This window comes from Alkalibaculum sporogenes (genome assembly GCF_009362815.1).
GTDB lineage: Bacteria > Bacillota > Clostridia > Eubacteriales > Alkalibacteraceae > Alkalibaculum_A > Alkalibaculum_A sporogenes.
Genome location: NZ_WHNX01000002.1, coordinates 205,725 through 219,751, shown reverse-complemented (window position 1 = coordinate 219,751; position 14,027 = coordinate 205,725). Strand labels below are relative to the sequence as shown.

The following is a 14,027-nucleotide window of genomic DNA, read 5'->3' as shown; positions in this document are numbered from 1 at the left end:
TTGTACTACGCGACCTTTCAAATTGATATATCAATTAGTTCTACCTCTCAACCTATCTAATTGCTTCGCAATTAAATAGGTTCGCGGTAGTCGGCATATGAAAAACTTGTTTTGTCTTGTACTACGCGACCTTTCAAATTGATATATCAATTTGGTACCTCTCAACCTATCTAATTGCTTCGCAATTCGATAGGTTCGCGGTAGTCGGCATATGAAAAACTTGTTTTGTCTTGTACTACGCGACCTTTCAAATTGATATATCAATTTGGCGATTCAACGATCAATACTAAATCTTAAATAAATTTAAGATTTAGTATTAATTATTGAATCGTGTCAAATCCTATGGATTTGACAGTCGCTGTTTTCCGGCTGTTTTTCGCATGCCATTTTACTTCGCGCAAAAAAAATCCCGTCTCTGACTGTATGTCAGGGACGAGATCAACCCGTGGTGCCACCCTGTTTGGTATAAAACCCACTTTATTAATACGCTTGTCGCGTATATACTTATAGACTCCCAAGTGTTTTTCAACTGCTAAAATTTAAAGATGCTTCCAGTCTAGACATCCTCTCCCTAAAAATTCGCTACAGCTTACTCGCTTTTTCTTCGTCTCTCTTATGCAATTGCTTATAATTATAATTTTTAATCTAATATGTGTCAAGAACAAATATCATATATTTGACCCAATCATTAGTTGAAATATGGGTTTGATATTATTTCATCCTGAAGTGTACTTGACTCTCCATGACCGGGAAAAACTATTAAGTTTGGGTTTAACTTGGATATTTTGCTGATAGATTCTACTATGTTACTGTAATCTCCTCCTGGAAAATCAGTTCTACCAATTGACCCTTTAAATACCGTATCTCCAGTAAATAGATTTTGATCTACTTTAATACAAATACTTCCTGGTGTATGTCCTGGAGTATGAATTATCTCAAGAATCATATCCCCTACCATTATTTCTTGAGAGTCTGTCAACTGAATATCACCGCTAAACTCCATTGGATCATTAAATAAAGTAGACAAATTTAATTTTTTATCATTTAACATTTTCTCATCATCTTTGTGAATATACACTAAAGCTTCAGTGATCTCTTTTATTTTGGTCACAAGACCTATATGATCTGCATGACCATGAGTTAATATTATATGCTTTAGATTCAGATTCTTTTCATCAAAATATCTAATAATATTATCAATATTTCCGACTGGGTCAATAATAGCTGCGTTTTTATTATCACTACTTATTACATAAGTATTAGTTCCCATAGGATTATTATTGAAGCATTCTATCTTCATATTCATTTCACCTTACCTTATATATTTTTTTCGCTATCTAATAATAGCGTTACAGGACCATCATTATCTAATATCACATTCATATGTGCTTGGAAAACTCCCGTTTCAACTACTAAATTTGTTTTGCGAAACTCACTTACAAATTTAGTATATAAAGCCTTGGCGTCATCTGGTTTTGCAGCTTTTATGAAACTTGGTCTTCTGCCTTTTTTACAATCTCCATATAGTGTAAACTGAGAAACTATCATTATTTCTCCTAGAATATCTAATATAGACAGATTCATCTTTCCATTTTGATCTTCAAATATTCTTAGGTTGCTTATTTTTTCAATTAAATAAGCTATGTCTTGATCTTCATCACTATCTTTTACTCCAAGTAAAATTAGCAAACCACGTCTTATTTCACTGTATGGCTGGTAGTCGACTTCTACTTTGCAATTTTTTACTCTTTGAATTACTGCACGCATAATTAATCACCTATGTCCTATATATTGAAAGTATTTCTGGTATTTTATTCAATTTTTTAATGAGTATACTAAGTTCTTTTACGGTCTTAACTTCAATACTAATATTTAAGTATGCAAAGCCTTGAGTATCAGTTTTAACATTTAAAGATATTATACTTATATTTTGATCGGATAGAGTATTTGTTACTTTTGTCAAAAGTCCTCTTCCATCTTTTGCTTTTATATTTATCTCTGTATTGAAATTTGCATTAGTAAATTTGACCCATTCTACATCTATAAGTCTACCTAAGTCATCTGTTGTACGAATATTTACGCAATCTCCTCGATGTACTGATACTCCCCTACCTCGAGTTATATATCCTACAATATTATCACCTGGTACTGGATTACAACATTTAGAAAATCTAACAGCCATATTTTTAAAACCTGATACTTTAACAGCTTTTTCTAATTGATTATAATTTTTATTTGCCTTACTTTCTTTTATATCATGTACTATTGGTTGTGGTTCTTCAATACTTAATTCATTTTTAAATTGGTTTTTAATTTTCTGTAATACATAATTAGGTTTAATACCGCCAAATCCAATAGCAGCATACAAATCTTCTATCTCATTATAGTTTGCTTTACTAGTTACATGATCTAGGTATTGTTGTTTTAGTATCCCTGAGTGCTGCAAGCCTTGTCTTCTTACTTCTTTTTCAAGTGCATCTTTTCCTTTAATGATATTTTCGTCTTTTTTTTCTTTCTTAAAATATTGTCTAATCTTATTCTTAGCATGAGAACTTTTTACTATTTTTAACCAATCACGACTAGGTCCATTTGAACTACTAGAAGTAAGTACTTCAACTATATCTCCATTTTGTAAAGTATAATTTAATGGAACAATTTTACCATTAATTTTAGCACCTATACATTTATTACCTATATCACTATGAATTCTAAATGCAAAATCTAAAGGGCACGATCCTTTTGGGAACTGCATTACATCACCTTTAGGTGTAAATACAAAAACTTCATCAGAAAATAAATCGAGTTTAAGCGTCTCCATAAATTCACTTGAATCATGAAGTTCTCGTTGCCATTCCAGTATTTGTCTTAACCATACTAGCTTGTCTTCAAAATTATCTTCATCTTGAACATCTTCTTTATACTTCCAATGGGCAGCTATACCAAATTCAGCAGTTCTGTGCATATCCCATGTTCTGATTTGAATCTCAAATGGATCTCCCTTAGGACCAATTACCGTCGTATGAAGAGACTGGTACATATTAGGTTTTGGCATGGCAATATAATCCTTAAATCTGCCAGGCAGAGGTTTCCACATAGTATGGGCTACCCCCAAAACACCGTAACAATCTCTTATATTATTTACAATTACTCTCACAGCAATCAGATCGTATATTTGATCAAATGTTTTATTTTGTTGATACATTTTGCGGTATATACTATAAAAATGTTTTGGCCTACCTTGAATATCTGCTTCTATCTCTGATTTTTCCAAACGCTCTTTAAGCGTTTCAATCACAAGATCGATATACTCTTCTCGTTCTTTTCTCTTACTTGATACTTTATTTACTAGATCGTAATACCCTTCTTCATCTATATATCTTAGAGCAAGATCCTCTAGTTCCCACTTTATTTTTGAAATACCTAACCTATGTGCAATAGGAGAGTATATATCTATTGTCTCTTGAGCTTTTTCCTTTTGTTTTTTGTCAGACATATACTTTAGTGTACGCATATTATGGAGTCTATCAGCTAACTTAATTAATATAACTCGTATATCCTTTGCCATAGCAATAATCATTTTTCTTAAATTTTCTGCTTGTTGTTCTTCTTTAGAACTAAATTCTAATTTGCTAATCTTTGTTACACCATCTACCAATTCAGCGATTTCTAAAGTAAAGTTTTTTTCAATATCCTCAAAGGAATAATCTGTATCTTCAATTACATCATGTAATATAGAAGCTGTGATAGTTGGCATATCTAATTGTAAGTCTGCAAGAATCTCTGCTACTTCAAGTGGATGGATAATATAATCATCCCCAGATACCCTCTTTTGACCTTTGTGTGCACTTTGTGCTAATTCATATGCCTTAATGACAATATCTATATCAGCATCTTTATTATATGTATTTATCTTTTTTAGCAATTTGTCTAGCATAAAGCACCATCCTAATAATTTCATACACTAAAAGCTGACCTGAAGTCAGCTTTTTTCTATAATAGTAAAATCAAATTTAATACAACATGCAAACTTATTATACATTTACTACGATGAAAAAGTAAACTGCTTTATCCATACTGATATATAGGTTAACATAGACAAAGCTATTCATACTTGAACTAGTACTAATTAATAAGGATATTTTATTAACGATTCAACATTATAACCTTGTAACTGGTCTCTCCCTTTTAGATCATCAAGTTCAATTAAAGTGAAAATACCAACTACATTTCCCTTTAGTTTTTCAACGAGCTTTGCAGTAGTTTTTAAAGTTCCTCCTGTAGCCAATAAATCATCAACGATTAAAATATTTTGTCCAGATGATATGGAGTCACTATGGATTTCTAACGAATTTTTTCCATATTCTAATACATATTCTGCATTTATAGTGTCAAAAGGCAATTTTCCAGGTTTTCGTGCAGGAACAAATCCACATCCTAGACTATAAGCTACTGCTGTTCCAAAGATAAAACCTCTAGCTTCTGGCCCTATTACAATATCTACGTCTAATCCTTTAGCTTTCTCGCAAAATTCATCTATAACGTATTTTACTGCTTTGCCATCTTTTAGTAAAGTAGTGATATCTTTAAAACTTATCCCCTTTTCAGGAAAATCAGGTATTATTCTTATAAGACCTTTTATATCCATTTTTATTCCTCCAATTTTCACCTATTATAGTTATATTCATTATTTAAAATGCAGTATATGTATTTGAGTAGTTGAATTTCCTCTATATGTATTTAACTTTGGAAAATATGCAATATCTAATTTTATTGTATTACGACTTCCATTATACACATTTTCAAGTTCTTTCGACCCAAAATTTTCTTTAATATATTTATTAAACTTATCTATATCACCAAAATATATTCCATCAAAAATGCCTTTACTAGATGATACTAATTTTAATGATAGAACATTACTATTCTTACCAAAAATTTTTCCTTTTATAATTCTAACATCCTTATCTCCAAATACAGGCTTTCCATTACCTTTTCCAAAAGGCTCTAAAACTTCTAATTCCTGAATTAAGTTATGTGTAATTCTTTCAAAAGGCATAAAAACATCTATAGGTAATTTAGGAATAAGATCTTCTTCGCTAATATTAAACCGTTCATTTAATCTATCTCTTAAATGTGGAATATTTAATTCTTTTATTGATAAACCTGCTGCCATAGAATGTCCACCATATTTCTCTAGTATATCACTACATGACGATAATTCTTCATATATATTATAACTATCAATAGATCTACCAGAGCCCTTGGCTACGCCGCCTGAATCTGTGAGAATAATAACTGGAACATGGTACTTATCCTTTACTCTTCCTGCAATAATTCCAGCAACACTTTCATGTATCTCTTCATCATAAAAAATTTTGACTTTATGATTTTTAACAGTTGAGTTCTCTATACTCTCAATTATTCTATTAAAACCCTCTTCTGTTAAAGCTCGTCTTTTCATATTTAATTCATAAAGTTCATTTCCTAGAGCCTCTACTTTTGTCTCATCCTGAGATAAAAGTAGTTCTACTGCTTTGTCACCACTATCTAATCTACCAACTGCATTTATACAAGGTCCAAGAATAAAGCCTAATGTATACGATGTTATTTTATTTTTATCTTGTTTGCTGACCTTGATTAGTTCCTTCAAGCCTAAATTTTCAGTGTTATTGAGCATTTCCAAACCATTTTTAGCGATTATCCTATTTTCTCCGACTAAATCTACGATATCGCATATAGTTGCAATAGCTACATATTGAAGTAAGTTAATAGATTCATCATTTGGGATCTTCATAACTTCATAAAGGTATTGTATTAATTTAAATACTACTCCAGCACCACATAATTCTTTGAATGGGTATTGACATTTAATTTGTTTAGGGTTAACAATCGCATCAGCACAGGGCACCTGATAAATCTTATTATTATTTTCATCTAACTTATAAGGTATTTGATGATGATCTGTAATAATTACGGTAATCCCAAGACTTTTAGCTAAATCAATGGCATTAAAAGCTGATATCCCATTGTCACATGTTATTAAAATGTCAATACTATCAGCAGCTGCTTGTTGTACAATTCTTTCGTTAATACCATAACCATCTTCTACTCTGTGTGGAATTACATAATCTATAATCCCGCCACACCTCTTGATGGCTCTAATCAGCACATAACAACTTATCACTCCATCTACGTCATAATCACTAACAATTCTAATAGATTTACCAGTATTAATTGCTTCTGTTAATATATTGACTGCCTTTTCAAGGTCTAACATGGTTTTAGGATTGTGAAGATTCTCTATAACTGGAGTTAAATATTGGCTAATGGTATCTTTAGAGGTAATACCTCTATTAACCATCACTCTACATACCTCTTCACTAATTTTTAATTGAGAAGACATCAGTTTATAATCTGCTTTTTTATTCTTTAATGTCCATCTATACAGTACTTTCACCTTCTTTATTCTTGCAAGATCAATTACTAGTGTACTTCTTAACCCTATATATTTATCTATCTATTTATTTATCTATTTATTTACCTACTACTTTTCACCTTTTTTTCTTGAACTACATACCAAAAAGAATTTGCAATAAAGATTGAAGAGTAAGCACCACTAACAAATCCGACCATAAGAGGAAGTGTAAAACTCTGTATTGCTTGTACTCCCATTAGATATAAAGCTGTAATAGCTAATAATGTAGTTAGTGTTGTATTAATAGATCTTGGCATTGTTTGAGATACACTGTCATTAACTAACTCAGCTAATTGACTCTTTTTATATTTTTTTCTATTTTCTCTTACTCTATCAAACACAACAATAGTATCATTTACTGAGTAACCAAGTATAGTAAGTATTGCAGCTATAAACGCCGTATTTACAGGTATATTGAAAAGTGAATAAACTCCCAATACAATTACAATATCGTGTAACAGGGCTAATAATGCAGCCATTGCATAACTAAATTGAAACCTAAAAGAAATATACGCCATCATAAGAAGCACTGCTACAGCTACAGCAATAAGCGATTGTCGCCTTAGTTCGTTTCCTATTGTGGCACTTTTATAATCTGAGTTTAGTAATTCTATATCTGCGTCATACTTTTCTTCAAACTCACCATAGATTGAATCTATTTCTTCTTGTGTTAGGTTTTCTTTTGTATCAATAATTAATTGCGTTTGATTATCTCCTGCGTTGGTAATACTAGCACTTTCGTCAAATTTATCAGTTATTTCTCTTATCTCATTTGTTTCAAATGTCTGATTTAATTCTATTTGTATGATCGTGCCTCCAATAAAATCTATGCCAAAATTCAGTCCATTTATAAATAATGAACCTAAACTTATCACAATTAAGATCGCAGAAAAGGTGAAAAATATATTTCTTTTACCAACAATATCAATAGTTTTTTTCATCATAATACCTCCTATGCGCCGTAAAATTTGTTATTCTTTATGAATTGTGTACTTGCAAACAATTTTAGCAAGCGTTTGGTGATGGTTAGAGACGTAAACATACTGATTACTACACCTATCATTAATGTAACTGCAAATCCTCTTACTGTTCCAGACCCCAATGCAAATAGGACAACTCCAGCTATTATTGTAGTAATATTACCATCTATAATCGCTGTAATAGCTCTTTTAAAGCCTGCATCTATTGAAGCCATTAATGATTTGCCTAACTTCAACTCTTCTTTAATTCTTTCAAAAATAATAACATTTGCGTCTACTGCCATACCTACCGATAATATTATTCCAGCGATACCAGGAAGTGTAATTGTAACTCCGATTAAAGTAAAAACTAAAAAATTCAATAGTATATAAATAATTAATGCTAGGCATGCAATTAGTCCAGGTACTCTATAATAAAGTAGTATAAAAGCAAGTACTAAAGATATGCCAATAATCCCACCTAGAATACTTTTGTCTAGGGAATCTTGTCCAAGTGATGGACCTACTGTTGTTATTTCTATAGGTTCTAATTGAACCGGTAGCGCACCTGCGCGAATTAGCATAGCTAAATTACCAGCTTCTTCAAGATTTGCCATACCAGTTATAACCGCTTCACCGTCAGTAATTTCAGTTTGAACATTAGGTGCTGATATAACTTCATTATCTAGTCTTATCTCTATAACTTGATTGATAAATTCTTTAGTAGCTTCTGCAAATGCATCGCTACCCTCTTGGTTCAGCTTTAATGTCACGACTGCAGTTTGTCTATTAAAATCATCAGTCTGGTAAACAGCATTAGATTGGTCAACATGAGCACCAGTTAAGACTATTTCTCCATTTGGATCTACAAATTCTAATTGAGCTGTTTTGCCTATTAGCTGTAGGGCTTCACTTTGATCTTGAATATTTGGTATAGATACTCTAATTCTATCATTACCTTGTCTTGCAATTATAGGTTCTGAAACACCCAGATTATCAATTCGTTCTCGAATAGTAGCAATTGCTCTATCTATTTTTTCATCTGTAACAGGATCATCAGGCGAGTCTTGTGCTTCTAATACCACATATACTCCCCCAGTTAAATCTAGACCATAGTTAATTGCTTCACTTATAGGTACTACTTCATATTTTCCAATAGAAAGCCCATTAAACATAACTAGTCCCGAAGCAAATATTAGTGTTAATACCATACAAAAAATTAAAGCATTCTTCAATTTCATAGTTTTCCTCCTCGTACTTATTTAGTAATCTTTTACTGTTCTGTCTGTATCATAATCGCACATTCTAAACGCTTTTTTTCTAATTCACAACCTACCTCATCTGGTGAAAGAATATCTAGGTTTGTATTGTAAGCATTTGCTAGACATCCACCACCACAATAGTATTTTGCCCAACAATCTGTGCATTTTGTCTTTTCAACTAAATTCGCTTTGTAGAACTGATCTTTTATATCTTTATTAATAATACCTGTCTCTAAACTTCCTAGTTTAAACTTCTCATCACCTACAAATTGATGGCAAGGGTAAATATCCCCTAGGGGCGTAATCGCAATATAGTCATTTCCTGCTCCACACCCTGATACTCTTTTGTACAGACATGGACCATGATCTAAATCAATATTAAAATGAAAAAAATTAAATGGATTGTCTTTTTTTCGTTTTAGGTATTGTATCGATAATTTTTCATATTCGTCGAATAATTTAGGTAAATCTTCCTTACATAAAGCATAGTCCATATCTGGCTTGGCCACTACAGGTTCTACAGATATTTTGTCAAAACCGCAATCTGCTAAGTGTAATACATCATTGCTAAAATCTAGATTAAACTTAGTAAATGTTCCCCTAAGGTAATAATCCTTATCGCCTCTTTTATTTACTAGATTTTTTAAATTATCAATAATTATATCATAAGTACCTTGGTTATTAATGGTATAACGCATATTATCGTTTGTTTCTTTCCTTCCATCTATACTAAGTACTACATTATCCATGTTATCATTGATATATTCTATATTTTCATCATTTAACAATAAGGCATTTGTAGTTATTGTAAATCTAAAATTTTTATTGTGTTGTACTTCTTTGTCTCTAGCATAATTTACTAGTTTTTTAATTAATGCAAAATTTAGGAGTGGTTCTCCTCCAAAAAAATCAATTTCCAGGTTTCTTCTACCAATTGAGTTGTAGATTAGAAAATCTATTGCAGCTTTACCTGTTTCCTCGTCCATAAGTAATTTTTCGCCTTGAAAATTTCCTTGTGACGCAAAACAATATTTACACCTAATATTGCAATCATGAGACACATGTAAGCACATAGCTTTTATAGAAGTATTGTTTTTAAAATCATATGTAATAGATTCTTGTTCTGAAAATAGCTCGTCACTAGAAATAAGGGTATCAATTTCATCAATAGATTGTCCTATGTCTAAAACTTTGTATTTTGATTGTAATAACTTAGTGACTGTGTTCCTATCCTTTTCAGGGTAATGGTCTAATATATCATAAGTTATTTCATCTATCTTAAAAACTCCTCCACTATTTATGTCTAGTAAAATGAATTTGTCATTCAATTTATATTTATGTATCAATTATTTTTCCTCCTATGAGTGCTAATGCCACGGCAGTTATTAAACTTGTCCTTACTTATAGTAAAAGATCGTTGAAAACCATACTTAAATTTTAAAAATATAAGCGAGCTCGTCAAACTTTCCTTTCATAAAATAAACAGCAGTAAATATATCATTTACTGCTAAAATTAATACTATTTATTTTCACACTTTTGATTTCCTACAGTACATGAAGTCTTACACGCGGATTGACAAGATGTCTGACATTCACCACAACCTTTTTTTTCTAAGTTGTTTAGAGTACCTTTATTTATTTTTATTATATGTTTCACTTTCTTCACTCCCTACCTTTTTTATCAAAAGTAATTATATCATAATAATTATTATCTTAAAACAAAATTATCTTATATTTACACCTATACATCCTCCTAAAAATCCTGTACTTGCAAAGAAGAACCATTTTGGAAGAATACTAAATAATTGAAAACTCTCTGTGGCTATCCCTAAATTAATTAGCATAAAAATAAAGAAATATATAGAACCAACTACAATCCCGTGCAACCAACCCTTAGTATGTTTTTTTCTTGATATAAATATACTAGCATAAAGTACAGTTAATAACAGTATAACAAACTCTAATGGACCAATCAAATTGCTATTTAAGTCTATAAAAAAGAACACCGTTGTTAGTATTAAAACAAGTACTAAAGCCAGCCCGAAGCTATATATTAATCCTCTCAAATATAAAGTAAGATTAGAACTTATAACCCCTTGTTTTAGTTCTCTCATAACTATCCCCTCCTATTACTCAATAAATATTCAGGGAAAACAAAATTTAGAACAGATATTCTGATGATTGTCTTAATATTGTAATTAGGTCTTATTTTTTCTTTTTTCTTGATTGCCTAGTTGTGGAATAGGTTTTCTGATCAATACGCTCTTTAGTGCGGACCAGTCAAAAGGATATAGTGGCCACGTGTACTTTTTATGATCAAATGAACTTGTTGTACATATAATATACAAAATAAACATATTTCCTATTATAAAACCAGGTATACTAAATAACCCAGTAAGTACTAAAAGTAGAATACGAAATATTGTAATAGCCATTCCAAATTCCACGCTTGGATTTGCAAATGTACCTACTACTGATACGACTGTATATAAAATAGTCTCTGGTGAGAACCATCCTACTTTAATAGCTAAGTCTCCAATAAGAAGACCACCAATAATACCTAATGAAGTAGACAATGCATTTGGCGTGTGAATAGATGCAATCTTTAGAATACCTAGTCCTAGTTCTAATATTAAAAACTGTAGAAAAATCGGAATCTCTCCTGTTTCATTAGGTCCAATAAACTGGAGAAACTCTGGTAGCAAGTTGCGATTATACACTAATAACAACCATAATGGGATAGTATATAACGATGCAAACATTCCTAAAAACCGAACCCACCTTAGATAAGTTCCAACTACTATATTTTGGTAATAATCTTCTGCATGTTGAGTAAAATGAAAAATAGAAACAGGTAGTAACATTACACTAGGTGAGGTATCCACAATTATTGCAAAATGCCCTTCCATTAAATGAGCTGCTACTACATCAGGTCTCTCTGTAAATTTTACTTGTGGTAGTGGATTATACCATCTAGATTTGACCATAAGTTCAACCAAAGTCTTCTCCGCCATGACTAATGCGTCTACATTTACATCCTCAATTTGTTTTCTAATTTTCTCAAGTAAACCATGGTCTATTAAATCGTCAATATACCCAATTACAACATCAGTTTTAGATCTTTTCCCTACGTTTTGAATCTCAAAATAAAGTTTTGGATCTCTTACTCTCCGTCTTATAAGAGCGGTATTAAATACTATAGTTTCTACAAAACTATCTCTAGCACCTCTTGTGACTTTCTCGGTATCAGGTTCTTGTGGACTTCTCACAGGATATGTTCTAGCATCTATGATTATACCTTGTTTTTCACCATCTAAAATAAGAGCAATAGCTCCTGAAAGGACGGATAATTCCATTTTACTTATATCGTCAAAAGTATCAACCTCTATATAAGATATTTCTTTATTTAGGAGTCTGCTAATTGTATCTTTCTTTAGATCTTTTTTATCTATCTTCTGGAGTGCTTTCATAATATGTAACATAGTATCATCTTTAGCAAATCCATCAACAAATACTAAATAAGCTTTTTTATCACCTATCAAAAATTCTCTGCCGGCAATATCAAAGCTCCTATCAATTCCTATAATTTCTTTTACAGTTGCAATATTTTTCTCTATATCATACACTAATTTCATTTATACAACTCCTAATAGCTTGATTAAAAGCTTAATAGAAGTATAGTCTTTCCATATTATAAAACCGTATACATCGTCTATAAGCAGATTTGCTCTTTAACTTCCTGATAGAAAAAGACAAAGCATATTCTACTTTGTCCAACATCTTAATCTTCTTTATTATCTTTTTTGTTTGTTTCTAATTCTTCTTCTCTATTCAGTACTTCCGCAACGGCTGCTTTAGTAATTTGAACTTTTACATTATCAGGCTTTAATTCAAGAGTTATTGCATCGTCTTTAAAGTTTAATACTTTTCCATAAAAACCGCCTATTGTTACGATTTTATCTCCCTTTTGTAAGCTATTCCTCATATTTTGTATCTTCTTTTGCTGTTTATTTTGCGGTCTAATGATAAAGAAGTAAAAAAATACAAATACAAAAATCAATGGGATAAATGTATATAAGTTTTCCATCATTTATACTATCTCTCCTTTCTTATTAACACTTTTATAATTATACATGATTATAAGTCTAATATCCATATTTACTAAAAAATTCACTCTTAAAATCTAGTAAACTATCATTTTCAATAGCTATTCTAATATTTTTCATAAGTTCAAGAGAAAAGTATAAGTTATGATAAGACAAAAGCCTAGCTCCTAGCATTTCATTTGCTTTAACTAAGTGTCTTAAATACGCTCTAGTATAATTTTTACATACATAACATTCACAGTTGGGGTCTAGTGGTGTAAAATCCTCCTGATATGTGGCATTTCTTACTACGACCTTACCTTCACTAGTCAAAGCTGTACCATTACGTGCGATTCTAGTTTGTAGCACACAATCAAACATATCTATTCCTCGTATTACACCTTCTAGTAATGCATCTGGACTACCAACACCCATTAAATATCTGGGCTTATCTTTTGGAAGTAAAGGTGCAGTACATTCTAACATTTCATACATGATATCTTTTGGCTCTCCTACACTTAAACCTCCAATAGAATAGCCCGGGAAGTCAAGTTCAACCATCTCTTTTACGCTTTTTTCTCTTAGCTCTTTATACATACCACCTTGGATTATTCCAAATAAAGCTTGATTATCAGTATTATTATGAGCATCCTTACACCTTTTAGCCCATCTTATTGTTCGCTCTAAAGATTTCTCAGCATATTCATATGTTGCTGGATATGGTGTACATTCGTCAAAGGCCATGATAATATCTGATCCCAATGCATTTTGAATTTCAATAGCTAATTCAGGCGAGATAAAATGTTTTGAGCCATCTAAGTGAGATTTGAATGTAACCCCTTCTTCAGTTATATTTCTTAGATCACTTAGACTAAAAACTTGAAAACCACCGCTATCAGTCAAAATGGGTCCATCCCAATGCATAAATTTATGAAGACCTCCTGCTCTCTTAATGAGTTCATGTCCTGGCCTCATATACAAATGATAGGTATTTGATAATATTATCTGTGCTTCTATATCTTTCAATTCTTCTGGAGTCATAGTTTTAACTGTAGCTTGAGTACCTACTGGCATAAATATTGGTGTTTCAATAATCCCATGAGGAGTATGTAATTTCCCTAATCTAGCACCAGATTGTTTACATTCTTTTATAAGTTCATATTTTATTGCTCCCATTCGTATTCCTCCAAAATAATATTATAGCTTACCTCATAGCTTCTATTCACTCGAATTATGTTAAGCTGAT

At 31.4% G+C, this 14,027-nt stretch carries 13 protein-coding genes; all 13 read right to left on the bottom strand.

Translation table 11 applies throughout. The features are described 5' to 3' along the window. Nucleotides 1-688 precede the first annotated feature (688 nt). On the bottom strand, nucleotides 689-1,300 hold the full coding sequence (locus GC105_RS02005; RefSeq protein ID WP_152801161.1) for an MBL fold metallo-hydrolase: 612 nt from the start codon (nucleotides 1,298-1,300) through the stop codon (nucleotides 689-691). A 17-nt stretch (nucleotides 1,301-1,317) separates the two neighbouring features. Further along, entirely contained in the window at nucleotides 1,318-1,767 is a 450-nt protein-coding gene (gene dtd, locus GC105_RS02000) for a D-aminoacyl-tRNA deacylase (RefSeq protein WP_152801159.1), read from the bottom strand. Between the two features lie 10 nt (nucleotides 1,768-1,777). Continuing rightward, on the bottom strand, nucleotides 1,778-3,934 hold the full coding sequence (locus GC105_RS01995) for a RelA/SpoT family protein (RefSeq protein WP_152801157.1): 2,157 nt from the start codon (nucleotides 3,932-3,934) through the stop codon (nucleotides 1,778-1,780). A gap of 192 nt (nucleotides 3,935-4,126) precedes the next feature. After that, nucleotides 4,127-4,645, bottom strand: coding sequence for an adenine phosphoribosyltransferase (locus GC105_RS01990; RefSeq protein ID WP_152801156.1), 519 nt, complete (start codon nucleotides 4,643-4,645; stop codon nucleotides 4,127-4,129). 39 nt (nucleotides 4,646-4,684) lie between these two features. Beyond that, nucleotides 4,685-6,457, bottom strand: a complete 1,773-nt coding sequence (gene recJ / locus GC105_RS01985; RefSeq protein ID WP_343029928.1) for a single-stranded-DNA-specific exonuclease RecJ — start codon at nucleotides 6,455-6,457, stop codon at nucleotides 4,685-4,687. A gap of 80 nt (nucleotides 6,458-6,537) precedes the next feature. Next, nucleotides 6,538-7,416, bottom strand: a complete 879-nt coding sequence (gene secF, locus GC105_RS01980) for a protein translocase subunit SecF (protein WP_152801154.1) — start codon at nucleotides 7,414-7,416, stop codon at nucleotides 6,538-6,540. 11 nt (nucleotides 7,417-7,427) lie between these two features. Then, nucleotides 7,428-8,675, bottom strand: a complete 1,248-nt coding sequence (secD, locus tag GC105_RS01975) for a protein translocase subunit SecD (protein WP_152801152.1) — start codon at nucleotides 8,673-8,675, stop codon at nucleotides 7,428-7,430. 32 nt (nucleotides 8,676-8,707) lie between these two features. After that, complete coding sequence (gene scfB / locus GC105_RS01970) at nucleotides 8,708-10,042, bottom strand: thioether cross-link-forming SCIFF peptide maturase (protein ID WP_152801150.1); 1,335 nt, start codon at nucleotides 10,040-10,042, stop codon at nucleotides 8,708-8,710. Nucleotides 10,043-10,215: 173 nt separating this feature from the next. Continuing rightward, a complete protein-coding gene (gene scfA, locus GC105_RS01965; protein WP_343029927.1) occupies nucleotides 10,216-10,353 on the bottom strand; it encodes a six-cysteine ranthipeptide SCIFF in 138 nt (45 codons plus the stop codon). A 67-nt stretch (nucleotides 10,354-10,420) separates the two neighbouring features. Beyond that, nucleotides 10,421-10,810, bottom strand: a complete 390-nt coding sequence (locus GC105_RS01960) for a TIGR04086 family membrane protein (protein ID WP_152801148.1) — start codon at nucleotides 10,808-10,810, stop codon at nucleotides 10,421-10,423. An 84-nt stretch (nucleotides 10,811-10,894) separates the two neighbouring features. Further along, entirely contained in the window at nucleotides 10,895-12,331 is a 1,437-nt protein-coding gene (locus GC105_RS01955) for a spore germination protein (RefSeq protein WP_152801146.1), read from the bottom strand. A gap of 146 nt (nucleotides 12,332-12,477) precedes the next feature. Next, the gene (gene yajC, locus GC105_RS01950; protein WP_152801144.1) at nucleotides 12,478-12,786 is read right to left on the bottom strand and encodes a preprotein translocase subunit YajC; all 309 of its coding nucleotides are present in this window, start codon (nucleotides 12,784-12,786) and stop codon (nucleotides 12,478-12,480) included. A 55-nt stretch (nucleotides 12,787-12,841) separates the two neighbouring features. Further along, nucleotides 12,842-13,957, bottom strand: a complete 1,116-nt coding sequence (gene tgt, locus GC105_RS01945) for a tRNA guanosine(34) transglycosylase Tgt (protein ID WP_152801141.1) — start codon at nucleotides 13,955-13,957, stop codon at nucleotides 12,842-12,844. Between the last annotated feature and the right edge of the window lie 70 nt (nucleotides 13,958-14,027).